Source organism: Rhodococcus sp. NPDC060090 (assembly GCF_042729855.1).
In the GTDB taxonomy this organism is placed as follows: Bacteria; Actinomycetota; Actinomycetes; order Mycobacteriales; family Mycobacteriaceae; genus Rhodococcus.
In genome coordinates this window covers 261,076-284,565 of the sequence record NZ_JBHWXB010000005.1, presented here as the reverse complement: position 1 = coordinate 284,565, position 23,490 = coordinate 261,076, and the positions used below count along the sequence as shown (strand labels likewise).

Below are 23,490 nucleotides of genomic sequence, written 5' to 3'. Positions count from 1 at the left end.
GACGACGTGCTCGTCGAAGCCGAATTCGACCCGAGATCGAAACGTCCGTCGGAGTATCCGATGGAGTCCTACACCTTCCTCGGCTGCAGCTTCAAAGGCACGTTCCACATCCCCGATGTCCTGGACGAATACCGGCTGACCGTCCTAGCGGGGAACGTCACCTTGGAAGAGGAATGGGAAAAGGACGGCCACGTATCCAGCCACATCAGTGTCAACGGGCGCGATGCTCTTCTCCAACTGGACCCGAGCAACAAGAACAACTGTGCGATCACGGTGCGAACCGACTTCGGCATGGTGATATTCAGGCGGACATACTTCGCCGATCACGTCCGCGAGGTACCGATCGACGAATGGTGCTCTGGTATCGATGAGCTAGTAGCCCTACTAGAACCCCATCTCGACCAATAGAGGACCCGCTTCCTCCACGCAGCCGATCCGGTCCAGAAAGGAATCCCGCATGGGCGAATTCGTCCGACTCGAACCACACGTCATCGAGGAGATCGTCGCCATCTGTCAGACCGCGATCGATGCTCTGAGAGACGCAAGAATCACCGCGGACAGTCTTACCGATACACGAGGCTTCGGGGAATTCGAGTCCGCGAAGCAACTCGCCGCCGGCTACGCCAGAAAAGCAGCCGGGACACCGGAATCAGCCCAGGAACGGGTCGACCAGTTCATCGCCGCCTTCACACAACTGCAAGATGCGTTCGCCTCCGGCGGCCAAGCGTTCCTCGAGGCCGAGTTCGACTGGGTGCGCCAACTCCAGGCCATCGATCCGGACTCCGCAGTCTGACCGACCGAGCGTCGATCACCAGTTGTCGCTGCGACCTCACCGAATTGGACAGCACCAGAAGTAAGCAGGCCTGATACAAACCTCGCAGCCCTGGCAGTAGGCCGGCAGGGCTGCGAGGTTCACATTTACCCTGCTAGCTTCAACGACCCAACTTGCTCGAGACCCGATCTGCTACCGTCTCCCCCGGTATTCAGCGGATCGGGGGGTCGCGTGGACGGGTGGAAACGTGCCGCGGGGAGCATCGCGCTCATCGCAGCAACAACAGCATGCGGCACTGACGCACCACCGAAGAACCCGCCGAGCGCTGCCGAGACCGTCACCTCGACGACGCGCACGCCCCGCGTCGTCGACGAATCCGGCCGGCCGGCGATCACTTTCGATCCGTGCCTCGACCTCCCCGACGACGTGCTCGTCGAAGCCGAATTCGACCCGAGATCGAAACGTCCGTCGGAGTATCCGATGGAGTCCTACACCTTCCTCGGCTGCAGCTTCAAAAGTGCAACCCCAAGTCCCGGCATCCCGCACCGCTCCCGGCTGACGATTCTGTCGGGAAACGTCACCTTGGAGGAGGAATGGGAGAAGGACGGTCACATCTCCACCCGCACCAGCGTCAATGGACGCGATGCTCTGCTCCAACTCGATCCGAACAACAAGAACACGTGCGCGATCAACGTTCGAACCGACTTCGGAATGGTGACCTTCCGGCGAACCCACTTTCCCGACGACGCGCGCAAGCTACCGATCGATGAGTGGTGTGAGGGGCTCGATCACACTGTCGCCTTGTTCGACCCCCACCTCCACCCCTGACGCGCTCAGGCCGGCCAGGCCCATATCACCGAGGAAGGAACTCGTATGGGTGAGTTCGTAAGACTCGAACCACACGTCATCGAGGAGATCGTCGCAATCTGCCAGACGACGATCGAGGCCCTGGAAGCAGCTCGAGACATCGCGAACAACCTCACCGATACACAAGGCTTCGGCGAGTTCGAGTCCGCGAAGCAACTCGCCGCCGGCTACTCCAGAAAGGCCGCCGGAACACCGGAATCAGCCCAGGAACGGGTCGACCAGTTCATCGTTGCCTTCACACAACTGCAGGATGCGTTCGCCTCCGGCGGCCAAGCGTTCCTCGAGGCCGAGTTCGACTGGGTCCGCCAACTCCAGGCCATCGATCCGGACTCCGCAGTCTGACCGGACGAAATCGGATCGATTACGCCTCGCGTGTCTTCCCCCCGACATGCCACATTCTCATGGCACGCTGACCTGCATGCATGCCTACGACGAAGGGTTCGAGCCACCGAAAGCCTGTGCCGACTGGTGCCGTCTCCGCATGTACGACCTGCAGGTGCTCGACGACGGGGTGACAGTCGACCTGAAGTGGTGGAACGACCACCTCGAGGACGCCGGCCACGATATTCGGTTGCGCGGACGCAATCTCGACGGGCGCATCGTCACCAGCGGCAAGGCCGTCGTCCCCCGCAACGACCTGCGGTTGGGCAGTGAACTCGTCAACGCCGATCACGATGGTGTGGGGTTGCTGTTCCTGTGCGCGGCATGGCGCAGCGCGCACCCGCGGCGACGCTCTGCGCGTCGCTTCCCGAACATTGTCGATGCTCATGCACCCGCCGGACGCAGCCCTCTCGACAAGATCAAGGGTGTCCTCGACTACTGCGCGAAGACCAAGTCGCTACCGGACAACTCCCGGCTCACGTGGTCGGGATGGCCCGACACCCCCGGCGTGGGAGTTCCACTGTTCGCCACGTATCTGTGGGCCGTCGATGTGCACACCGAGTCCGGGCCCGCGCAGTTGCTCGATCAGCACGGCGTGTCGACGCTCGTGCACGAGGGTTGGTTGGAGGATCCGTCGGTCGCCGATTTCACGCTGCGCCGCTACCTCCGCTACGTCGGGCTCCTGAGCGGGTGGGCCGAGAAGATTCAGACCCGCCCGGAGTTGGTGGAGATGTGGCTCGTCGAACGCTGGGATGCTCGCATGGCCGAGGTGCGCGACGGCTCGCACGCGACTCCGCGCTTGTTCTGAAGTTGTCCACAGGCACGCATTTCATCCACAGATTCGGCAGCAATACGATTTTCGCTGCCGCGCGGCGCTCTTCTCGCGGCACTATCCGCTCATGGACGAACCACGGGGACTCACCAGGAAAACGCTCATCGCGTCGGGCATGTCCGAGAACAGCATCAGGAGGGCGTTGCGGTCGGGCGAGCTCGCCAACGTCGCTCACGGACTGTATTTGTGGCGCAAGGACTTCGATGCACTCGATACCGTGGAGCTTCACCGCGTGCATGCACGACACGTCGGTTCCACTCTGAACCCGGATGAGGCGATCAGTCACATCTCCGCTGCGGCGCTGCACGGCATCGACGTGTGGGATGTTCCGCTGCGCCGCGTCCATGTCTCCCGCCCGCCCAGCCGCAGTGGTCGCGTGACGGCAGGTCTTCACGCTCACACCACGCACTGGGACGACGGCGAGATCACGCACGTCCTCGGTGTTCCGGTGACGTCGATTGCCCGCACCGTCGTCGACCTCGCCCGGACTCTCCCCCGCGACCAGGCCGTCGCCGTCGGAGATGCGGCGCTGCGCCTCGACCCGAGCGCCGCATCCCAGATTTCCCGCGTGCTCGAGGCGTCCCGCTGCCGCTACGGTCTGGTGTCGGCCTCGTCGGTGTTGCAGTTCCTGGACGGCCGCAGCGACAGCGTCGGTGAGTCGCTGTCGAGGATTCGGATGCGTGAGTACGGCCTTCCCGTCCCCGACCTCCGACGTGAGCTCCTCACCTACGACGGTCGACGCGTCCGCGTCGGCTTCTATTGGGAAGCGCTCGGGGTTGTCGGAGAGTTCGACGACCACGAGAAGTACACCGGGCCGCTCGACCTCATCGACGAGAAGCGCAGCGAAGATTCCCTCCGCGACCTGGGGCTCGAAGTCGTCAGGTGGGACTGGTCAGGGTTGGAGCAGTTCGAGGTGGTCGCGCGGCGGTTCGAGCGTGCGGCCGACCGGGCACGGACAAGAGCGTCCTGATCGGCTACTGTAACCGACGCCCATGGCACTCAGTGTCACCGCGTGGCACTCTCCTGCCATACAATCGTCAGGACACGATCGGAAGGACCGTGATGCACCCCGAGAATCGCCCGCCCACCGACATGCAGCTGACGCCGGTGTCGTTCCTGCACCGCTCCGCAATGCTCTTTCCCGACAGGGTCGCGGTCGTGGACGGCGATGTCCGCATCACCTACAAGGAGTGGCTGGGACGGGCGCGACGGTTCGCGGGTCTCCTCGCGTCCCTCGGCGTCGAGCCGGGCGATCGAGTTGCGGTGCTCGCACCGAACAGCCGGATGATGCTCGACGCCCATTACGGCGCGACGATGGCCGGGGCCGTGCTGGTCTCTCTCAACACCCGCCTCACCGCGCCGGAGCTGCAGTACATCGTCGACCACTCCGGCTCGACGGTACTGCTGTACGACGAGTCGCTGCGCGGAGTCGCAGAGCAGGTCAACGTGCCTGCGAAGCTCGACTCGGCCCAGTACGAAGCTCAGCTCGAACGCGCCGACGAGCTGGAACTCGCGGTGTCGGACGAATATTCGATGATCGCCCTGAACTACACGTCGGGTACCACGGGCAGGCCGAAGGGCGTGATGTACCACCACCGCGGCGCCTACCTGCAGGCGATGGCGATGGCGTTCCACAACAAGCTCGACACCGAGACGGCCTACCTGTGGATTCTCCCGATGTTCCACTGCAACGGGTGGACCTTCACGTGGGCGGTCACCGCGGCAGGTGGCACCCACGTGTGCGTGCGAAAGATCGACGCCGGAAGCATCTGGGAACTCATCGACTCGGAATCCATCACCCATTTCAACGCGGCGCCGACGGTCCTGATCGACCTCGCTGCGCACGGCTCGGCACATCAACTCGACCGGCGGGTGCAGATCGGCACCGGTGGAGCACCGCCGTCGCCGACGATGCTCGAGAGGCTCGGTCACCTCGGATTCGACGTCACGCACCTCTACGGGCTCACCGAGACGTTCGGTCCGTCGACGCTCTGCGAGTTCCCGACGGAGTTGAAGTCCGCCCCGATCGACGATCAGGCCCGGTTCAAAGCACGCCAGGGCAACGCCAACGTCGTCGGATTCCCGGTGCGGATCCTCGACAAGGACGGCAACGACGTCCCCGCCGACGGTGAAACGATGGGCGAGGTCGCGCTGCGCGGCAACACGGTGGCGCTCGGGTACTACAACGACCCCGAGTCGACCGCGACTTCGTTCGGTTCGGGCTGGTTCCTCACCGGCGACCTGGGCGTCATGCACCCCGACCAGTACATCGAACTGCGGGACAGGTCGAAGGACGTCATCATCTCCGGTGGCGAGAACATTGCGTCGATCGAGATCGAGCAGGTCCTCGCTCGTCACCCCGAAGTCCTCGAGTCCGCGGTGGTGGCCGAACCGCACGAGCGATGGGGTGAGGTACCGGTCGCATACGTGTCGCTGGTGGACGACGCGGAAGTCACCGCGGAAGAGATGATCGCGTTCGCGCGCGAGTCGCTGCCCGGCTTCAAGGCGCCGAAGAAGGTGATCTTCGGTCCGCTGCCCAAGACCGGCACCGGCAAGATCCAGAAGTACCTGCTCCGAAACCGGTCCTGATCCGAGGAGCCGAATGGATGAGGACCGATGTGCCGGATCTTCCCGGCGCATCGGTCCTCGGTCATAGCGGCCCTTCTACCTCGCCCGCGTCGCGGGTCATACGAAGCCGAACAGCGGTGGGATCGCGACGACCACCAGCGCGGCCCACGCGCCGTATACGGGCAGATACTGCATCTGCCACCGTTCGACGGGACCGAATCCGCACCGTCCGCGGACGAATCGGATGCCCAGCCACGCGGCTCCGCACAGGTTGATCAGCAGTACCAGGTTCAACCCGAGCGCGGTCACCTTGTTCGCCGTGAATCCGAATTCCGCGATGCGCGTGAGCATGGCAGCGAGCATGAGGACGTTGACGGCCGACGCGGCAACCACGAGGACCACCTGGGCCATGTCGAACACATCGGGCGGTGTGTGCGGGTCGCGAGCGGAGATGGCATACAGCAGCAGTCCGAGCACGAGGACGAGGATCAGATCCATGAGGATCAGCAGTTCCCGATCGACGTCGAGAACACTCCGCGACGACACGAACGCAGCGATGAATGCCGCGAACAAGGCGAGCAGCATGACGATGGTGAGCGGTGTGAACACCCGGGTCAGCACGGGCGCAATGTTCTCGATCACTTCTTGTTTCGCTTCGACGAGCCACGCCGCCACGATCATCGCACCCACCGGCGCGAACGGAAGGACCCACGCTTCGAAGAACCATCCGATGTCGATGCCCAGCGCCCCGAACGTTCCAGCTGTCAGGCCCGCGAGCGCTCCACCGCCGAGCGCCAGCAGGACCATGTAGACGACCCATTCGCCGGTGAACCGGACGAAGTCCATGCGTCGGCGGTCGGAACGCCACTCTCCTCCGACGTATGCCACACCGACGACGAGCCACAACACGATCGGGGCGTGGATCGCCGCGATGATCTCGGTGACTCCACCTTCCTCGAAGGGGAAGACGTTCAGCACCAGTGCCGCTGCCACGAAGGGTGCCGCAAGGGCCACTCCGCTCCGAACGGTCATGTTCCGCTTCCATGCGAAGTACGCAACCAGGAAGGGCAGGATCACGATGCTCAGATTGCGCGCGAGGACCGGTTCGGAAAGCCATTCGAGGCCGGCCTTGACGGCCAGTCCTGCCCCTACTGCGAGTGCGAGAACCACGCCGAATTCGCGCGGTCTGCGCGTCGGGTGGGTGTCCGAATCGGCCGGGACGAGCACAAGTTGCTTCCACAACCGTTCGGAGTGTTCGCGCGCGAACTCCCGCGAAATGGCGTCGACACTGCCCATTCGTCCCACCGCGACGAGAAATGCCTCGCCCGCCGTGAGTCCGGCGGTCGACAGGTCCGAGACCTGATCGCGCAGATGCCCTTCCATTTCGTCGACATCGGCCGGCGAGATCACCCGATGCCCCGAGACGTATCCTCGCCATTGCGCGATCTGCGATTCGAGCTGTGCGTCGATGGCCATCATGCCCACCCTTCGGCCGTCGGTGGCGAAATGGTGGATTCCCACACCTGATGCAAGGCGTCGGCGACGACCGTCCACTGTGCGACACGTTCGGCGAGCATCTTCCTGCCTGTCTCGGTGATCGTGTAGTGCTTCCGTCGACGACCGTTCTCGGCGATATGCCAGGACGCGGATACACAGCCGTTGCGCTCGAGCCGGTGCAGCAGCGGGTAGAGCATTCCGTCGGTCCATTGCATGCGACCGTCCGACAGTTCGTTGACGCGTTTGATGATCGCGTAGCCGTATGACTCACCCTCGGCGAGTATTCCGAGCACCAAGGGAGTCGCCGACGCGGCCACCAGGTCCTTGTCGATGTGCATGACCCTCCTATACCTAGCTCATCTAGGTGCGGAACATACCCTAGCAGTTCTAGGTACATTGCTCCTCTAGGGTTGAGTTCGTTCAGCGCAGCCGCTCACGGCGCCCCACGGTGCTGCGCAGACCTTCGGCGGATGCACGGACCGCCGCGAGGTGACTCTCGGGCACGAAACGTCCGGTCGGACCGGTGACACTGATGGCGGCGACGATCTCGTCGTCGGCTCCGAACACCGGCGCCGCCACGCAGGTGATACCCAACGCCGACTCCTCCCGCTCGAAGGAGACACCGGTTTCGACGACCCGCTCGAGCTGCTTGCGCAGAATTCCGGGGGCGACGATGGTGTGCGGTGTGCGCCGAACCATGCGCATCGACAACGCTTCCCGGAGCAACTCCGGGTCGGCGTGGGCCATCAGTGACTTTCCGATTGCGGTGCAGTACCAGGGATTTCGCCCTCCCGTCCGCGACGGCGACTTGGCCTGCCGATGTCCGCCGATCTTCGCGACGTAGACGACATCGAGTCCGTCACGCACGCCCAGGTGCACAGTTTCGTGGGTGCGTTCGTACAGATCCTGAAGGAACGGCATGGCCATCTCGAGCAGGCTGCGTTCGACGGAGGCCCGCATCCCCAATTCGAACAGCCCACCGCTGAGGCGGTAACCGCCCTCGACGCGATCGAGCAACCGGTTCGCAACCAACTCCCCGGAGAGTCGGTGGACCGTGGCCTTGTGGAGTTCGGTGCGCCGCACGAGCTCGGCCAGCGGCAGGACATTGTCGTCGGGTCGAAAAGCACGAAGGATCGTCACCGCCTTGCCGAGCACCGTGTCCAGATTCGCTGTCACGAGATCAGCGTATCGCTCAGTGAGACGAATCGTTGTTGCATGAGGCCCCGACGCAGGACAGTAGAGGTCATGAGCAACCCCACGAACATCGCAGCGGTCAGCGAAGCGGACATCGCCGCCGCAGCAGACCGCCTCGTGTCCGCCGCAGCGAGCGGCACCCCGACCGCTCCGATCCGCGACCTGATCGGCGAGAGCAACCTCGTCGCGGCCTACGCCGTGCAGCAGCGTTTCAACGAGGGCCGCACGGAGTCGGGCGCCGTCATCGTGGGCCGCAAGATCGGCCTCACTTCCAAGGCCGTGCAGGAACAACTCGGTGTCGGTCAACCCGACCTCGGAGTGCTCTTCGACAACATGGCGTTCGACAACGGCGCCGACATCCCGATGAGCCTGCTGATCCAGCCGAAGGTCGAGGGTGAGGTCGGGTTCGTGCTCGGCGCCGATCTCGTCGACGGTCCGCTCGACACCGCTCAGGTGCGCGACGCCATCGATTACGCCGTCGCCGCACTCGAGATCTGCGACAGCCGTATCGCCAACTGGGACATCAAATTCGGCGACACCGTCGCCGACAATGCGTCATCCGGTGTGTACGTACTCGGCACCGAACGCCGCACGCTCGACGAACTCGAGCCCGTCGACGTCACCATGTCGATGGAGATCGACGGCACCGAGGTCTCCACCGGAAACGGCGCCGCCTGCCTCGGCGATCCGATTCAGGCCGTCGTGTGGCTCGCACAGACCGCCCGCGAACTCGGTCAGCCGCTGAAGGCAGGCCAGGTGATCCTGTCGGGTGCACTCGGCCCGATGGCGTCCGTCTCCGCAGGCAGCACCGTCTCCGTCACCGTGTCCGGCCTGGGCACCGTGACAGCCCGTTTCGTGGAAGGAAAGCAAGCATGAGCAAGACCAAGGTTGCCATCATCGGATCGGGCAACATCGGCACCGATCTGATGATCAAAGTTCTGCGCACCTCCGAGGTTCTCGAGATGGGTGCCATGGTCGGTATCGACCCCGAGTCGGACGGCCTCGCCCGCGCCGCACGCATGAAGGTGCCCACCACTGCGGAAGGCGTCGAGGGTTTGGTGAACCTGCCGAACTTCGACGAGATCGAGATCGTGTTCGACGCGACCTCCGCGAAGGCGCACATCGCGAACAACGCGCGCCTCGCTCCGCTGGGTAAGCGTCTGATCGACCTCACGCCGGCCGCGATCGGCCCGTTCGTCGTGCCCGCCGTCAACGGCGACGAGCATCTCGACGCGCAGAACGTGAACATGGTGACATGCGGTGGCCAGGCCACCATCCCGATGGTCGCGGCCGTGTCTCGCGTCGTGCCGGTGGCGTACGCCGAGATCGTCGCGTCGATCGCGTCGAAGTCGGCCGGCCCGGGAACCCGCGCGAACATCGACGAGTTCACCGAGACCACGTCGTCGGCGATCGAGACGGTCGGTGGCGCCCGCCGGGGCAAGGCCATCATCATCCTGAACCCGGCCGAGCCGCCGCTGATCATGCGCGACACGGTGTTCTGCCTCGTCGACGCACCGGACCCGTCCACCCACGACGAGATCCGTCAGTCGATCGAGAAGATGGTGGGCGACGTCGCGGCATACGTGCCGGGCTACCGCCTCAAGCAGCAGGTGCAGATCACCGAGATCCCCGAAGATCAGCCGGTCGAGACGCTGCTCGTCGACGGCAACCGCCCGACCCACCAGGTCTCGGTCTTCCTCGAGGTGGAGGGCGCTGCCCACTACCTGCCCGCGTACGCAGGCAACCTCGACATCATGACCTCCGCCGGACTCCAGATCGCTGAGCGGATCGCACAGAAGAAGGACAACGCCTGATGAGCAACACCACCGTCTTCGTTCAGGACGTCACCCTCCGCGACGGCATGCACGCGGTGCGTCACCGTATTTCGCCGACCGACGTCAAGCGCATCGTCACCGCCCTCGAGGACGCGGGCGTCGACGCGATCGAGGTCGCGCACGGCGACGGCCTCGCCGGCGGCTCCGTGAACTACGGTCCGGGCTCGAACACCGACTGGGAGTGGATCGAGGCGGCAGCCGAGGTGCTGCAGAACGCCCGTCTGACCACGCTGCTGCTTCCCGGTGTCGGTACCGTCCACGACCTGCAGCGCGCATGGGACCTCGGTGTGCGCTCGGTGCGCATCGCCACTCACTGCACCGAGGCCGACGTCTCCGCGCAGCACATCGCCACCGCTCGCGAGATCGGCATGGATGTCTCGGGCTTCCTGATGATGAGCCACATGGCTCCGGCCGAGGAACTCGCCGAGCAGGCCAAGCTCATGGAATCGTATGGCGCGCACTGCGTGTACGTCACCGACTCCGGCGGACGCCTGACCCTGGGCGGTGTTCGCGACCGCGTCCGCGCCTACCGCGAGATCCTGGACGAGGGCACCGAGATCGGTATCCACGCCCACGAGAACCTCTCACTGTCGGTGGCGAACAGCGTCATCGCTGTCGAGGAGGGCGTGTACCGCGTGGACGCCTCGCTCGCCGGCCACGGCGCCGGTGCCGGTAACTGCCCGATCGAGGCGTTCATCGCCGTCGCCGACCTGTACGAGTGGAAGCACGGCTGCGACGTGTTCAAGCTGCAGGACGCAGCCGACGACATCGTCCGACCGCTGCAGGACCGCCCGGTGCGCGTCGACCGTGAGACCCTCACCCTCGGCTACGCCGGTGTGTACTCGAGCTTCCTGCGTCACGCGGAGACCGCGTCCGCACGCTACGGCATCGACGTGCGCACCCTCCTCCTCGAGGCCGGTAAGCGCAAGCTGGTCGGTGGTCAGGAGGACATGATCGTCGACATCGCGCTCAACCTCGTCGCCGAGCGCGAGGCCGCGTCCGCCTGACGCGATCGCGCACAGTCGCACAAGGGACCGGGTCCCCGTCCGAGCTTCTCGGGCGGGGACTTCGCCGTTGGCAGCCCTACCTGTCCGCGAACAGAGAACACTCGTACACCGAAATTTGATGACATCCCGTTTCACCTGCGATTTCCCCCACTTCTCTCGGTGAACAATTGCGACTAGGATGGCGCTCTATCGGAAAAATCTCACCGAACGGAGCACTCCACGATCACCCAGGCACAGCCCTCGACCTCACTTGTCCCCACGAATCCGGGCGCGGTGTCCCTTCCCGCACTCCCGCCGATCCCCGATCGGCCACTCGTTCCGATCTGGCACACCGACCGCTACGTCCTGCCCATCGCGACGACCACACCGCACCAGGCGATGGTCGAGGATCTGCTGTTCATCCGGGATGTCCTCGACACGGCGGGTATTGCGTACACACTGATCCGTAGAGCGAACGATCGTCCCTGCTTGGCCGTCGACCGGGCCGACCGGAAGATCCTCGAGGCGAGCCTGGCATCGGCATGTACGGATCAACCGTTCTATTCGAAAACGCTCGGGGCAAAGAGCATTCGCCCTGTACTCGTAGCGGACGGACGCCTGTCCCAGATCCGGAAGGCCCGCGCGTTCCGGCTGTATCGTCCGCGGGTGGAGCCTGTGAGCGGTTTGCGGTACGGCGCTTCCAGCGGTGTGGGGATCGAGCTGTGGCAACGACGCGGCGACGAACTCGTCCTCCCCGGACCGAATTCGCTCACGCGAAATACGGTGCTGCGCAGCGAACTGGTGTCCACCACCGTCGAGCGGTACGGACGAACCTGGCCGACCATCGAGGGCATGTTCGACGCACACCCGTCGGGACTTCCGTTCGAGATCGACCTCGTCTTCTCCTGGGTCGACGGGTCGTCGAAATCATTCCAGGCCAAGCGCGCCAAGCTCATGCAGAGCTATGTGGTCGGAGAGGGCGACGACTCCCCCGCACGCTACCGGCAGATCAACGAACTGAAGTACGCGCTCCGCTCCGTGAACATGTACGCCCCGTGGGTACGACGGATCTTCGTCGCAACCGACTCGGATCGACCCGAATGGCTCGCCGACGACGACCGGGTCACCTTTGTGCGCAGTGAGGAGTTCTTCGCCGACCAGTCGATGCTGCCGACGCATAATTCGCAGGCCGTCGAGGCACAGTTACATCGCATTCCCGGATTGTCGGAACATTTCGTGTATTCCAACGACGACATGTTCTTCGGCCGCTCGGTGGATCCTCAGGTGTTCTTCTCTCCGGCCGGGATCAGCAAGTTCATCGAGTCCGAGGTTCGAATCGGTCTCGGACGAAACCACAGCGAACGCAGCGGTTTCGAGAACTCGGCGCGTGTCAATCGAGGTTTGCTGCGAAAGCGCTTCGGGGTGACGATCACCCATCACCTCGAGCATGCGCCTGCACCACTGAGGCGGAGCATCGTGGAGGAGATGGAGCGAGAGTTCGACACCGAGTTCACCGCGACCGCCGGGAGCCCCTTCCGCGCCGTCGACAACATCTCGGTGACCAATTCCTTCTACCACTACTACGCCTTGATGACGGGACGCGCGGTACAACAGTTGTCGGCCCGCGTGAAGTACGTCGACACGACGACGAATTCGGGCCTACGCGAACTCGATACGCTGCTCGCCAGGCGCAGAACCGACTTCATCTGTCTCAACGACGGTAGCGCCCCCGAGGTGGACCTGGAAGTGCGCACCGCGAAGGTCACGCAGTTCCTGGAGCACTACTATCCGATCCCCGCACCGTGGGAAACCGCCTATCCCCGCTGACCTCCCGGTCAGGCGTCGAGTGTGAGCCCCGGGTTTTCCGGGATCCTGACCCGCGCATCAGCGAGACGCTGCGCGGTGTCCTCGGCGGAGACGTGCCGGCCGGCGAGCGCATAGCTGCCGGTCGGCACAACGGAATGCACGATGGTCTCGGGATAGACGTGCACGAGGTTGAATCCCTGTGCTCCATCACGGCCGCGCTGCGAGTCGCTCGGGACATTGAGATCCTGGGTGTAGCAGGTGGACGACGCCACCGACACCGGGATTCCGGCGAACGTCGCCGTGGTCGAGTAGTGCAGATGACCCGCCAGAATCGCTCGGACATCAGAGCCGCGCACCACGTCGGCGAGCCCGGCCTGGTCTCGAAGTTCGACGAGCACCGCGAGGTCGAACACGCACGGCACCGGAGGATGATGCAGCACGAGCACGGTTCCGAACGGCGCGGGCGTCGCGAGTTCGCCTCGGAGCCATTCGAGTTGGTCAGGGCCGATCTCGCCGTGGTGAAATCCGGGCACGGAACTGTCCAGGGTGATGACCCGCAAACCGTTCACGTAGTGAACCTGGTCGATCGGTCCGGAATCCGGTGCCTGATCCAGCAGACGCTCGCGGAAGGTCGCGCGGTCATCATGGTTACCCATCGCCCAGATCACCCGGGCATCGAGTTCCTGCGCCACAGGCTCGACGATCGCGCGCAGCTTCGCATAGGCGTCGGGCTGGCCGCGATCGGCGAGGTCGCCGGTGAAGACCAGGGCGTCGGGACGAACCTGCGACGCACGGATGTCGTCGACGATGCGCTGGATGTGCGCGTCGCTGTCGACCGTGCCGTAGAGCAGTTCGGTTCCACCCACCAGGTGGGTGTCGCTGAGGTGCAGGAGGGTGTGCGACGGCCGCGGGTACTCGGCTACTCGCTCTGACTCGGCGGAGCCGGTCATGATCACTCGCTTCCGTTCGGCGACGTTTCAGGATTCCACGCCGACTTCGAGGCTAACCGCATCTGTTGTACCTCTCCAACACGACCGCCGCGGCCTCGTCTGGGAAAGATCCGGCAAACACCCGATGACCAACCATGACCTGCGCACACGCGCGGTCGGGACCCACCGGCCCTACCGGTGGGTCCCGACCGCGCCTCGGGTGGTTCACATCTACGCCGCGACCAGTTCCTTCTCCGGGCCCGAGGTTGCAGCGGGCATCGGCGTCGGAGTCGGCCGTCGTACCAGCGCCACGCCGACGTACACAACGAGCGAGACGATCACGGCGAGGAATGTCGTCCACCCGTCGACGTCGGCCGTCACCAGATCGTTCGGGATGTACAGCAGGGTGTTGTCGACACCGTAGATGGTGGGTGTCAGGACGAAGAACCCGACGCGCACCCCGATACCGACGATCGCAGCCGCGGCGACGGCAACGCCGTCACCGCGCGTCCAGAACAGGCCCAGGATGAACGGCACCACCAGCGACGCGAGCAGCAGGTCGAAGGTGAGGGTGAGCAGGATGCCGGTCTGCGGGACTCGCAGTGCGACGATCGCACCGAGCACCGCCATCGGGAGCATCGCCCAGCGAGTCGCCTTCATGACATCCGACGACATCGCGGCGTGCTCACCACCGACCCGGAAGATGTTGCGCACCAGCACAGTCGCGGTGGACAGCAGGATTCCGCTGATCGTCGTCAGCGACGCAGTGACGAGACCCGACAGGACGAGGATCGACAGCCACTGCGGCGTGTACTCGCCGAGCAGCACGTACAGGATCGGCGCATCAGCTGCCTTGTCCCCCACGATGGAGACCGCCGCGAGTGCGACGAACGACAGCGGGACGCACAGCAGCAGGATGCCCGTCGCTGCGGAGAAGCAGGCACGCTGTGCGGCATGCGGCGACTTGGCGGAGAACACGCGCTGCATCAGGTCGATCGCGACGAGGTTGCCGAGGCCGAGCGCGACGATCGTCGCCCAGTTGATCGCTGCACCCTGCGCGGGATCGGTGAGCTGACCCAGGTTACCTATCCCGAGGCCTTCGGGGCTCGAGAAGCCGGGGCCGAACGCAACCCAAACGAGCAGCGAGACTATTCCGACGACCATCACGGCGAACTGCACCATGCCGGTGTAGACGCTGGCGAACATCCCACCGGCCATGGTGTAGGCGAGCACGAACGGGATGATCACCAGCACTGCCATCGTGTAGTTCAGGCCCAGAAAGTATTCGAGCAGGTAGCCCAGCGCGACCAAGTTGCCCGCGAGCAGGATCCCGAAGCTCACGACCGTAAGGACCGACGCGGTGATCTCGGTGCTTCGCCCGAACCTCTGCCCGAAATATTCGGGAAGGGTCACCACTCCGGTAGCGCGTAGCTTCTTCGCGAAGAACAGGCCCACGAGGAGCACGCTCACTGCAATACCCAGTGGCATCGCAGCGCCGGCCCAGAAACCGAATGCGGCGGACAGGTCTGCACTGCCGAGGGTCGCGTTGGAGTCGATGACCTGCGACATGAGCAGAACCGCGATGACGGGCGCGCCCAGTGAGCGGCCGGCCAGGAGGAAGTTCCCGGTATCTCCGCGAACTTTGCGAGTGGAATAGAAACCGGCCCCGAGCAGAACTACGAGGCACACGGCGACACCGGTGATGATCATGACAGCTCCATCGAGAGGGTCAGACGGCAGGAGCGCTGCGTTGGGCTTCGCGTCCGAGCGAGTAGAGAGGGCGTGCATTGTCGGGAAGAGCGATCTCACCATCAGCGAGACGGCGACGGAGGTAGACGAAACTCTGGGCGGTCTGCGCGAACAGGTGCTCGCCCGCTCGTACACCGTCGTACCGCGGACCGTCTTCACCGACGAATCGATCCAGGGGTTCGACCCACGTGTCGTAGTCGACATTGAAGAAGAGCGGGAACGAGTAACGCTCTTCGGCTACCTTACGCACCCGATGTGACGTCGCTGTAAATATCCCGTTGGTCCAAATCTCCAGTAGGTCACCGATGTTCAGTACGAATGCGTCGTCACGGTACGGAACGTCGATCCAGGTGCCCTCGGCGTTGACGACCTGGAGTCCCGGCGCCGTGGGCAGCAGGAGCGTGAACACCTCGTAGTCGGTGTGGGCACCGATACCCGGCCGGTCGTCGGCACTCGGGTCGTGCGGATAGTGGATCATCCGCAGCTGTGCGGGTGGGGTGGTGACATATCGATCGAAGAGATCCGCTGGCTCACCCAAAGTTTCGGCGAAGGCGCGCAGGATTACTCGGCCGAGACCGAAGATCGCGTCGTAGTAGGCGGTGACGGGGCCGTCGAAGTTGTCGAGCGTGGGCCACTGGTTGGGTCCGAGCAACGGATTGCCCGCACGATAGTCCGGGTCGTCGGCCGGGAGATCGATCGAGAGGTCGTAGGCCTCTTTGTGGTCGGGGGTGGCTCCGGCAAACACTTCCTCCCCTGCCGGGACATATCCACGATGATTGGTGGAATTACCGATGTACACCGACATTTTCGTGTCTTCCGGTTCCGCGAAGAATCGCTCGGCTGCGCCCTTCAGCTCGTCGATCAGGGTGCGATCGATTCCGTGACCGATGATCTGAGCGAAGCCCACCCCGCGCGCCGCTCGGCCGAGTTCGTCGACCACGACGTCGCGTCCATCCGTGCCGACGATGAGAGCGGTGACGTCGATGACCGGAATACTGGTGAAGGTCACGGGATTCTCCTGGAGTCGGGGTCGAGTCGCTGCCAGTTCCGCATGACGGGATTCCCGTCGAGGTCGTGGTCGCGAGTGCCGATCCGGTCGCCGAACACCGGATTCAGGTGTGCACCGACCCGATACGGGAGACTCGAGGCGGTGATGATCCACTGCTCGCCGCGCACAACGCCGAGCGCGATCTCACAGTCGAAGAGGTCTTGTGCCGCGCGTAGGCTCGCGGCTCCGCGGATCTGTTCGTGCAGTGGACTGTCGAGCGGTGGACTGTCGAGCACGTGGGTACGGCCCCGGGCGAATGCGAAGTCGCCGCCCACGCGCACGACGACTCCGGGTGCACCGGTGTCGAGGTCCTCGAGCAGGTACTCGTCGATGTCCGGTGAGGTGGCGGCGATCCGCCAGTGTTCGATGTAGTCCTCGAATATGCCTTGCTCGACGAGGGTGCCGTGGTCGAATGCATTCAGCGCGCCCGCGTCCGGTGTCGGGCCTGCCGGGTGCAGCGCGACTGTGCGGCCCCATTCGACGTGGTCGCCGTTGTCGAACAGTGGGCCGGCGAATCCGTCCTGATCAGCCAGCACGAGGAGGTCTCCGATACCCAGGGCACGAAGCGCGGGTGCCTCGATCTTCGGTAGCGCGGCGGGCTGTCGAAGATCGCAGTACAGTGCGCGTCCTTGTAGCCAGGTGACACGAGTCGTCGTGTCGTCCGGATGCTCCGGTCTGCTCAGCAGGGTGCGCTCGAAACGGGTTCCCGAGAGGGACGTAGCGACCGTCACGCGCCGCCTTCCTTCCACCGTGCACGTTCCTGCGCGAAGGCCACGGACTGCACGCGCTGGAAGGCGTCGATCGGTTCGGTGTTGTCCACCAGGAACTTCCGGTGTTCGGCGAGGGAGAAGGTGCCGTCGGTGATCTCCACTCCCCCACCGCGACCGGCGGCGAGGTCGGCGCGCAGGTCGAGTAGCTCCTCGGGATCGACCGGGTACCAGGAGATGCGGTCGAAGAATCGCAGCAGCCATGGCGTGCCGTCCTCGAACGGCCCGGCCTGTTGCGGATGCCGGTGGTTCCACACCTGGGTGGTGCGTCCGACGAACTGATAGCCGCCCGGGCCTTCCATCCCGTAGATGCACAGATACGCGCCACCGATCCCGACCGCGTTCTCCGGAGTCCAGGTGCGCGCGGGGTTGTATTTGGTGGTGACGAGCCGGTGTCGCGGGTCGAGCGGCGTCGCGACCGGCGCGCCGAGGTACACGTCGCCGAGCCCGAGCACCATGTACTCGGCGGCGAAGACGGTGTCGAACACGTCGGCGACGGTGTCCAGGCCGTTCATGCGGCGGATGAACTCGATGTTCCACGGGCACCACGGCGCATCGGAGCGCACGCCGTGCATGTAGCGCTGGATGGCTTCGCGGGTCGCGGGGTCGTCCCACGACAGCGGCAGCCGCACGTGTCTGCTGGGTACCTCCAGTTCGTCGCTGTCGCCGAGGGTGTCCTCGACCTCCGCGAGGTGGCCGAGGAGGGTCTTGACGGGCAGGACGTCGGGGTCGACCTTGACCTGCAGCGAGCGGATACCCGGGGTGAGTTCGAGCAGGCCGCAAGGCCGGTCGGCGTCGAGACGCTGGTGCAGTGCGTGGACGCGGGCGCGCAGGCCCAGGTCTAGGGTCATGTCGCCGTATTCGACGAGCACGTTGTCGTCGCCGCTGCGCCGGTAGGTGACGTCGGTATGGCCGTCGCGGCGGGCGAGCACCCCGTCGTCGCCGTCGCCGCCGGTGGAGGTGACCAGCGACAACCCTGCGCGACGCGCGGTTCCGAGTGTGCGGCGGGATGCGACGCGCTCGGCGCGCACCGGTACGAACCGGATCGTGTTTCCGGGGGCGAGCTGACCGAGTTTCCAGCGGTCGGCGGACGCCACGGTCACCGGACACACGAAGCCGCCGAGGCTCGGGCCGTCGGGTCCGAGGAGGATCGGGGTGTCACCGGTGAAGTCGAGTGCGCCGACAGAGTAGGCATTGTCGTGGATGTTCGAGGGGTGCAGTCCGGCCTCACCGCCGTCGGTGCGGGCCCATTCGGGTACCGGGCCGACGAGTCGGACGCCGGTGCGGTCGGAGTTGAAGTGCACTTCGTAGTCGGTGGCGTAGAGGGTGTCGATGTCGGCGCGGGTGAAGAATTCGGGTGCGCCGTGTGGGCCTTCGGTGACCGCGATCTGCCAGTGCGACGTCAGTGCGGGGATGTGTTCGGAGGGCACTGCCGTGTGCTTGGCCGCAGTGGCGTCACCGACGACGAGCACATCTCCTTCGCGGAGGGTGCGGCCCTCGTGACCACCGAATGTTCCGAGAGTGAAGGTGGCTGTGCTGCCGAGGAATTGGGGAACGTCGAGGCCGCCGGCAATCAGCACGTACACACGCAGGCCCGGCCCGTCGATCATTCCGACGTCGAGCAGGCCGCCCGCCGGAACCGTGACCGGCCGCCACTGCGGCACGATCTCACCGTCGACGCGCACCGCGACCGGGGCGCCCGTCACGCACACCACGGTGTTCTCGGTGAAACGCAGAGCCGGCCCGGCCATGGCGGATTCGAGGCCGGGTGCACCCTCGTCGTTTCCGAGGGAGCTGTTGCCGAGCCGGAACGACAGGTCGTCCATGGGCCCGGACGGCGGGACACCGATCTGCCAGTATCCGGCGCGACCCGGATAGTCCTGGACGGTGGTGAGCATTCCGGGGCGTTCGACGGTGATCTTCGTGGTCATGGCCGGTTCACACCTCCTGCGGGCGTGTGACGATCATCCGCACGGGTGTGGGATCGAAACCATTGCACGGGTTGTTGATCTGCGGGCAGTTGGAGACGAGCACCAGCGCGTCGCGCTCGGCCCGGATGGCGAGACGCTTGCCTGGCGCCGACAGGCCATCGACGATGCCGAGGGTGCCATCGGTCTCCACGGGCACGTTCATGAAAAAGTTGATGTTGGACACCAGGTCTCGCTTACCGAGCCCGTACTTGACGCCTTCGATCAGGAAGTTCTCGACGCATGCGTGCTGATGTTTGGTGTGGTGCCCGTAGCGGAGGGTGTTCGATTCTTGGGAGCAGGCACCCCCGACGGTGTCGTGGTTGCCGACCTCGTCGCCGACGAGCGTCATGAGCGGTTCGCCGTCGGCGTCGCGCAGCACCGATCCGGTGGAGAGGAACAAGTTGCCCTGTCCCGCAACGGTCGCGGCGGCGCTGTAGCGGGAGGCGGTGTCGTGGGCGTCGTAGATCAGGGTGTCGACGGCCTGGTTGCCGTGTAGATCGACGATGGTCAGGACGTCGCCGGCGGCGACGACCGCCGACCAGGGGCCGCGGAGTTCGACGGTCTCGTCGAGCACGACCGTTCCGGGGACGAGTGCGTCGGTGTCGAGGGTGGCGGTGTCGAGGGTGGCGGTGTCGAGGGTGGCGGTCATGTCTCAGTTCTCCATTCCGGATTCGGCAGCAGCCCAGGCGTCTTCGGTGTTGAGCACGGCGCGTCGGTACTCGGGATCGGAGGTACCGACCGAATCGAGGTCGCCGGCGGCACGCCACGCGGTCACTTCGAGGGAGGTGGTGGCGAAGTCGGGGCTCGGGTCGAGCGGATGCGCGGTGTTGGCAATGAGCACGATGATCGGGAGGTGGACGAGCAGTTCGACATACGCGCCGGCGCCCGCAGTGCCGGTGCTGGTGAGCGCGCCGTCGTCCCCGACGCGGATGCCGTGGAAGAACGACAGTGACGGCGGGAGGTCGCGGGGCTGCAGATCGTGCTTGGCTGCGGCGACCTTGAACAGTTCACGTCCCGCCGGCGACGCGGAGTGCAGCGCACCCGCGCCGTATCGCGCGGCGTTTCCGGCGGCATGGCTCGTGCCGCAGAGGGCGTCGTGGTGGCCGGAGGTGTCGGCGACGACGGTCGCGAGTACGCGGCCTTGATCCGACAGCAGTGGATGCCCGACGCCGAGGTAGGCCTGCCACGGCACCTTGACGGTGTCGGCGACGTTGAGCCGCTCGTGCGGGGCGTCGGCGCGGAACAGCAGGAGGTGGGCGCACGCGGCGCCGTCGAGGTCGCGCAGACGCAGGCGGGTGCCGCGGGCGAGGACCTTCCTGGTGTAGCGGCCGCCCGGCACGGTCTCGGCCCAGGTCATCGACACGGAGCGGCCGTTGGGTGGGGTCGGCCACGCCGACGCAGGCACGATCGGCATGGCATCGGTGACGGTTCCGGCCTGGGCACGTGCGTGGGTTCGGGCGGCGTGGGTCGTGGCTGTCGCGAGTGTCTCGGTCATGGCGCTCCGATTCGTCGTGGACGGGGAAACTGTCGAGTGACAGTTTTCAGAGCGCGCATCTTCGGGGGATGTCCTCGGCGTAACAAGTGTGTGGCCGATGTTTCGGGCGGATGACGTAACGCTCACACATCGATCAGATTGGGCAGCAACATAACTCGCTGTGGCAGGGTGTCGATGTGACCAGAGCAGGACCCGGCCGACCACGGCTGACAAGCCCCAGGCGCCCGGGCAACACCGCCCGCGCGGAGATCCTCGACGCCGCCGCAGAGTTGTTCAGCACGCGCGGTTTCGCGACCACCACGACGCGGCAGATCGCCGACGCCGTCGGCATGCGCCAGGCGTCGCTCTACAACCACTTCGCGACGAAGAACGACATCCTCGCCACACTGCTCCACGACACCATCACCCCGACCGTCGAGTTCGACGAGAGCCTCGACGACACCGAACCGGCCGAGGTGCTGCTGTGCGCGCTGACGTGGTACGACGCGGCGCAACTGTGCGCGGGGCGGTGGAATCTGGGCGCCCTGTACATGCTGCCGGAGGTCCGCACCGACCCGTTCGAGACGTTCAGGGAAGGACGCCTACGCCTTGCCCGGCGCTACCGCGACCTCGCGGTCGAGGTACTCGGCGGCGGAGTACTCGCCGCCAGAGATCCGCGCGCCGACCTGCCGTTCCGGCTCGTGGAATCGGTCATCGACATCCGCGCCGACGAACACCCGATCGACGCGCGTCTTCCCGAAACCCTGGCGACCGCGGCGCTCACCGTACTCGGCCGTCCCTCTGACGTCGTGGATCGGGCGCGGGCACTCGTCGTCGGTCTCGCGGGTGAGTCACTCGGCGTTGTTCGCGCGTGCGAATGAGGCGTCAGTGTTGTGTGTCCGCACTGTCGGGTGGGGTGCGTTCCGCACCTTCCTCGAGCACACTCACGTTGTGCTTCTGGCTGCCGGGACCCACGTGCGCCTCAGCGCGCATCCGATCCGACATGTGCGGGTAGTGCAGCTCGAACGCGGGGCGTTCCGAGCGGATGCGCGGCAATTCTGTGAAGTTGTGACGCGGCGGCGGGCATGTGGTGGCCCATTCGAGTGAGTTGCCGTAACCCCACGGGTCGTCGACCGTGACGACCTTGCCGTAGCGGTAGCTCTTGAACACGTTCCACAGGAAAGGCAACGTCGACGCACCCAGGATGAACGCCCCGATGGTGGAGACCGCGTTGAGGTTGGTGAACCCGTCGGATGGCAGGTAGTCGGCATACCGACGTGGCATACCTTCGTTGCCGAGCCAGTGCTGCACCAGGAACGTGGTGTGGAACCCGACGAACGTCAGCCAGAAATGCCACTTGCCGAGCCGTTCGTCCATCATCCGGCCCGTCATCTTCGGGAACCAGAAGTAGATGCCTGCGTACGTCGCGAACACGATGGTGCCGAACAGCACGTAGTGGAAGTGGGCCACCACGAAGTAGGTGTCGTGCACGTGGAAGTCGAGCGGCGGGCTTGCGAGGATGATCCCGGTCAGGCCACCGAACAGGAACGTGATCAGGAAGCCGACCGAGAACAGCATCGGCGTCTCGAAGGTGATCTGACCTCGCCACATCGTGCCGATCCAGTTGAAGAACTTCACGCCGGTCGGCACCGCGATGAGGAAGGTCATGAACGCGAAGAACGGCAACAGCACCGCACCGGTCGCGTACATGTGGTGGGCCCACACCGCGACGGACAGCGCCGCGATCGCGATGGTTGCGTAGACCAGTCCGGAGTACCCGAAGATCGGTTTGCGGCTGAAGACGGGGAAGATTTCCGAGACGATGCCGAAGAACGGCAGCGCGACCACGTAGACCTCGGGGTGCCCGAAGAACCAGAACAGGTGCTGGTAGAGCAGCACACCGCCGGTCGCCGGATCGTAGATGTGTCCGCCGAGGAGCCGATCGACCAACGCCCCCATGAACGCCGCGGTGAGAAGGGGGAACACCAGCAGCACCAGGATCATCGTGATGAAGATGTTCCACGTGAAGATCGGCATCCGGAACATGGTCATACCCGGCGCGCGCATGCACACAACTGTGGTGATCATGTTGACGCCACCGAGAATCGTGCCGAGGCCGGTGACTGCCAGGCCGGCGAACCACAGGCTCGCACCGACCCCGGGTGCGTGGATCGCGTTGGCGAGCGGCATGTACGAGGTCCAGCCGAAATCCGGGCCACCACCGGGAGTGATCAGACCGAAGAGAACGACGAGCGCACCGAACAGGAACAGCCAGTAACTGAACGCATTCAATCGGGGGAATGCGACATCGGGGGCGCCGATCTGCAGCGGGAGGATGTAGTTGGCGAAGCCGAACACGATGGGTGTCGCATAGAGCAGCAGCATGATGCCGCCGTGCATCGTGAACAGCTGGTTGTACTGCTCGTTCGACAGGAACTGCAGACCCGGCACGGCGAGTTCGGTGCGCATCAGCAACGCCATCAGCCCGCCGACCAGGAAGAAGGCGAAGGCGGTGACGATGTACATGATCCCGAGCGTTTTCGGATCGGTCGTCGTGATGAGCTTGTAGAGCACCGCCCCCTTGCGGGCTCGCCGCTCCGGATACGGCCTTGTTGCTCGGGCTTCCACCACTACCGGATTCATGACGAACCTCCCGGACGACCCGCGGTGCCGACGTGCGGCCTTGTTCCCGGCACCTCCCAGACCGCATGCATGAGCGCCCCGGAACAGGCCGGTATTCCCGAGCGTAGACCTCGTTCAGCGGCATGGGCACGGATTGACCGAATCCGGGATATGCGAGTAGAACTCCTCGGAA

The 23,490-nt window shown here is 65.0% G+C and carries 23 protein-coding genes; 12 read left to right on the top strand and 11 right to left on the bottom strand.

The window, feature by feature from the left end; all coding sequences use genetic code 11:
• The 7 genes from ACFWCF_RS09530 to ACFWCF_RS09500 all read left to right on the top strand — a co-directional run.
• On the top strand, positions 1 to 408 hold a 408-nt coding region (locus ACFWCF_RS09530; protein WP_378560116.1), incomplete at its 5' end, for a DUF3558 domain-containing protein.
• A 49-nt stretch (positions 409 to 457) separates the two neighbouring features.
• Complete coding sequence (locus tag ACFWCF_RS09525) at positions 458 to 793, top strand: hypothetical protein (protein ID WP_378560113.1); 336 nt, start codon at positions 458 to 460, stop codon at positions 791 to 793.
• A gap of 210 nt (positions 794 to 1,003) precedes the next feature.
• Positions 1,004 to 1,600, top strand: a complete 597-nt coding sequence (locus tag ACFWCF_RS09520; protein ID WP_378560110.1) for a DUF3558 domain-containing protein — start codon at positions 1,004 to 1,006, stop codon at positions 1,598 to 1,600.
• 45 nt (positions 1,601 to 1,645) lie between these two features.
• On the top strand, positions 1,646 to 1,981 hold the full coding sequence (locus ACFWCF_RS09515; protein ID WP_378560107.1) for a hypothetical protein: 336 nt from the start codon (positions 1,646 to 1,648) through the stop codon (positions 1,979 to 1,981).
• A gap of 76 nt (positions 1,982 to 2,057) precedes the next feature.
• The gene (locus ACFWCF_RS09510; protein ID WP_378560104.1) at positions 2,058 to 2,828 is read left to right on the top strand and encodes a hypothetical protein; all 771 of its coding nucleotides are present in this window, start codon (positions 2,058 to 2,060) and stop codon (positions 2,826 to 2,828) included.
• 91 nt (positions 2,829 to 2,919) lie between these two features.
• Entirely contained in the window at positions 2,920 to 3,822 is a 903-nt protein-coding gene (locus ACFWCF_RS09505) for a hypothetical protein (protein WP_378560101.1), read from the top strand.
• 92 nt (positions 3,823 to 3,914) lie between these two features.
• The gene (locus ACFWCF_RS09500) at positions 3,915 to 5,441 is read left to right on the top strand and encodes an AMP-binding protein (protein WP_378560098.1); all 1,527 of its coding nucleotides are present in this window, start codon (positions 3,915 to 3,917) and stop codon (positions 5,439 to 5,441) included.
• 96 nt (positions 5,442 to 5,537) lie between these two features.
• Here the strand turns inward: ACFWCF_RS09500 and ACFWCF_RS09495 are convergent, their stop codons facing one another.
• From ACFWCF_RS09495 to ACFWCF_RS09485, 3 genes are all read right to left on the bottom strand, one after another.
• A complete protein-coding gene (locus ACFWCF_RS09495) occupies positions 5,538 to 6,896 on the bottom strand; it encodes a permease prefix domain 1-containing protein (RefSeq protein ID WP_378560263.1) in 1,359 nt (452 codons plus the stop codon).
• Entirely contained in the window at positions 6,896 to 7,255 is a 360-nt protein-coding gene (locus ACFWCF_RS09490; protein WP_378491794.1) for a PadR family transcriptional regulator, read from the bottom strand. Before ACFWCF_RS09490 ends, ACFWCF_RS09495 begins: the two co-directional genes overlap by 1 nt.
• An 82-nt stretch (positions 7,256 to 7,337) precedes the next feature.
• Positions 7,338 to 8,093 (bottom strand): IclR family transcriptional regulator, encoded by a 756-nt coding sequence (locus tag ACFWCF_RS09485; protein ID WP_378491793.1) that lies wholly within the window; start codon positions 8,091 to 8,093, stop codon positions 7,338 to 7,340.
• 69 nt (positions 8,094 to 8,162) lie between these two features.
• Here ACFWCF_RS09485 and ACFWCF_RS09480 point away from each other — a divergent pair, with 69 nt between their 5' ends.
• From ACFWCF_RS09480 to ACFWCF_RS09465, 4 genes are all read left to right on the top strand, one after another.
• A complete protein-coding gene (locus ACFWCF_RS09480; RefSeq protein WP_378491792.1) occupies positions 8,163 to 8,987 on the top strand; it encodes a 2-keto-4-pentenoate hydratase in 825 nt (274 codons plus the stop codon).
• On the top strand, positions 8,984 to 9,925 hold the full coding sequence (locus ACFWCF_RS09475; RefSeq protein WP_378491791.1) for an acetaldehyde dehydrogenase (acetylating): 942 nt from the start codon (positions 8,984 to 8,986) through the stop codon (positions 9,923 to 9,925). Before ACFWCF_RS09480 ends, ACFWCF_RS09475 begins: the two co-directional genes overlap by 4 nt.
• Positions 9,925 to 10,953 carry a 4-hydroxy-2-oxovalerate aldolase gene (gene dmpG / locus ACFWCF_RS09470; protein WP_378491790.1) on the top strand — a complete coding sequence of 343 codons (1,029 nt, stop codon included), beginning with the start codon at positions 9,925 to 9,927 and terminating at the stop codon, positions 10,951 to 10,953. The genes ACFWCF_RS09475 and dmpG overlap by 1 nt, the downstream gene beginning before the upstream one ends.
• A 321-nt stretch (positions 10,954 to 11,274) precedes the next feature.
• On the top strand, positions 11,275 to 12,759 hold the full coding sequence (locus ACFWCF_RS09465) for a stealth family protein (protein ID WP_378491833.1): 1,485 nt from the start codon (positions 11,275 to 11,277) through the stop codon (positions 12,757 to 12,759).
• Positions 12,760 to 12,767: 8 nt separating this feature from the next.
• Here ACFWCF_RS09465 and ACFWCF_RS09460 read toward each other — a convergent pair whose 3' ends face one another.
• The 7 genes from ACFWCF_RS09460 to ACFWCF_RS09430 form a co-directional block, all read right to left on the bottom strand.
• The gene (locus tag ACFWCF_RS09460; RefSeq protein ID WP_378560095.1) at positions 12,768 to 13,688 is read right to left on the bottom strand and encodes a phosphodiesterase; all 921 of its coding nucleotides are present in this window, start codon (positions 13,686 to 13,688) and stop codon (positions 12,768 to 12,770) included.
• 210 nt (positions 13,689 to 13,898) lie between these two features.
• Positions 13,899 to 15,377, bottom strand: coding sequence for a sodium:solute symporter family protein (locus tag ACFWCF_RS09455; protein ID WP_378488886.1), 1,479 nt, complete (start codon positions 15,375 to 15,377; stop codon positions 13,899 to 13,901).
• A 19-nt stretch (positions 15,378 to 15,396) separates the two neighbouring features.
• Positions 15,397 to 16,425: an isopenicillin N synthase family dioxygenase gene (locus ACFWCF_RS09450; protein WP_378560092.1), complete on the bottom strand. Its 1,029-nt coding sequence runs from the start codon at positions 16,423 to 16,425 to the stop codon at positions 15,397 to 15,399.
• Positions 16,422 to 17,195 (bottom strand): hypothetical protein, encoded by a 774-nt coding sequence (locus ACFWCF_RS09445; RefSeq protein ID WP_378488884.1) that lies wholly within the window; start codon positions 17,193 to 17,195, stop codon positions 16,422 to 16,424. The genes ACFWCF_RS09450 and ACFWCF_RS09445 overlap by 4 nt, the downstream gene beginning before the upstream one ends.
• The gene (locus ACFWCF_RS09440) at positions 17,192 to 19,162 is read right to left on the bottom strand and encodes a 5-oxoprolinase/urea amidolyase family protein (RefSeq protein WP_378560089.1); all 1,971 of its coding nucleotides are present in this window, start codon (positions 19,160 to 19,162) and stop codon (positions 17,192 to 17,194) included. The genes ACFWCF_RS09445 and ACFWCF_RS09440 overlap by 4 nt, the downstream gene beginning before the upstream one ends.
• Before the next feature lie 7 nt (positions 19,163 to 19,169).
• Positions 19,170 to 19,850: an urea amidolyase associated protein UAAP2 gene (locus tag ACFWCF_RS09435; protein WP_378560086.1), complete on the bottom strand. Its 681-nt coding sequence runs from the start codon at positions 19,848 to 19,850 to the stop codon at positions 19,170 to 19,172.
• Between the two features lie 3 nt (positions 19,851 to 19,853).
• Positions 19,854 to 20,696, bottom strand: a complete 843-nt coding sequence (locus ACFWCF_RS09430; RefSeq protein ID WP_378560083.1) for an urea amidolyase associated protein UAAP1 — start codon at positions 20,694 to 20,696, stop codon at positions 19,854 to 19,856.
• Between the two features lie 176 nt (positions 20,697 to 20,872).
• Between ACFWCF_RS09430 and ACFWCF_RS09425 the strand changes: the two genes are divergently transcribed.
• Entirely contained in the window at positions 20,873 to 21,556 is a 684-nt protein-coding gene (locus tag ACFWCF_RS09425) for a TetR/AcrR family transcriptional regulator (protein ID WP_378560080.1), read from the top strand.
• A gap of 4 nt (positions 21,557 to 21,560) precedes the next feature.
• On the opposite strand, the gene ctaD is transcribed toward ACFWCF_RS09425, so the two are convergent.
• Complete coding sequence (gene ctaD / locus ACFWCF_RS09420) at positions 21,561 to 23,318, bottom strand: cytochrome c oxidase subunit I (RefSeq protein ID WP_378560077.1); 1,758 nt, start codon at positions 23,316 to 23,318, stop codon at positions 21,561 to 21,563.
• Positions 23,319 to 23,490: the final 172 nt, after the last annotated feature.

Excerpts from the sequence above, each read along its gene's own strand:
- ACFWCF_RS09525 (WP_378560113.1), top strand. The coding sequence starts at position 458 with ATGGGCGAATTCGTCCGACTCGAACCACACGTCATCGAGGAGATCGTC.
- ACFWCF_RS09515 (WP_378560107.1), top strand. The coding sequence starts at position 1,646 with ATGGGTGAGTTCGTAAGACTCGAACCACACGTCATCGAGGAGATCGTC.
- ACFWCF_RS09510 (WP_378560104.1), top strand. The coding sequence starts at position 2,058 with ATGCATGCCTACGACGAAGGGTTCGAGCCACCGAAAGCCTGTGCCGAC.
- ACFWCF_RS09505 (WP_378560101.1), top strand. The coding sequence starts at position 2,920 with ATGGACGAACCACGGGGACTCACCAGGAAAACGCTCATCGCGTCGGGC.
- ACFWCF_RS09500 (WP_378560098.1), top strand. The coding sequence starts at position 3,915 with ATGCACCCCGAGAATCGCCCGCCCACCGACATGCAGCTGACGCCGGTG.
- ACFWCF_RS09495 (WP_378560263.1), bottom strand. The coding sequence starts at position 6,896 with ATGGCCATCGACGCACAGCTCGAATCGCAGATCGCGCAATGGCGAGGA.
- ACFWCF_RS09490 (WP_378491794.1), bottom strand. The coding sequence starts at position 7,255 with ATGCACATCGACAAGGACCTGGTGGCCGCGTCGGCGACTCCCTTGGTG.
- ACFWCF_RS09480 (WP_378491792.1), top strand. The coding sequence starts at position 8,163 with ATGAGCAACCCCACGAACATCGCAGCGGTCAGCGAAGCGGACATCGCC.
- ACFWCF_RS09475 (WP_378491791.1), top strand. The coding sequence starts at position 8,984 with ATGAGCAAGACCAAGGTTGCCATCATCGGATCGGGCAACATCGGCACC.
- dmpG (WP_378491790.1), top strand. The coding sequence starts at position 9,925 with ATGAGCAACACCACCGTCTTCGTTCAGGACGTCACCCTCCGCGACGGC.
- ACFWCF_RS09460 (WP_378560095.1), bottom strand. The coding sequence starts at position 13,688 with ATGACCGGCTCCGCCGAGTCAGAGCGAGTAGCCGAGTACCCGCGGCCG.
- ACFWCF_RS09455 (WP_378488886.1), bottom strand. The coding sequence starts at position 15,377 with ATGATCATCACCGGTGTCGCCGTGTGCCTCGTAGTTCTGCTCGGGGCC.
- ACFWCF_RS09440 (WP_378560089.1), bottom strand. The coding sequence starts at position 19,162 with ATGACCACGAAGATCACCGTCGAACGCCCCGGAATGCTCACCACCGTC.
- ACFWCF_RS09435 (WP_378560086.1), bottom strand. The coding sequence starts at position 19,850 with ATGACCGCCACCCTCGACACCGCCACCCTCGACACCGCCACCCTCGAC.
- ACFWCF_RS09430 (WP_378560083.1), bottom strand. The coding sequence starts at position 20,696 with ATGACCGAGACACTCGCGACAGCCACGACCCACGCCGCCCGAACCCAC.
- ctaD (WP_378560077.1), bottom strand. The coding sequence starts at position 23,318 with ATGAATCCGGTAGTGGTGGAAGCCCGAGCAACAAGGCCGTATCCGGAG.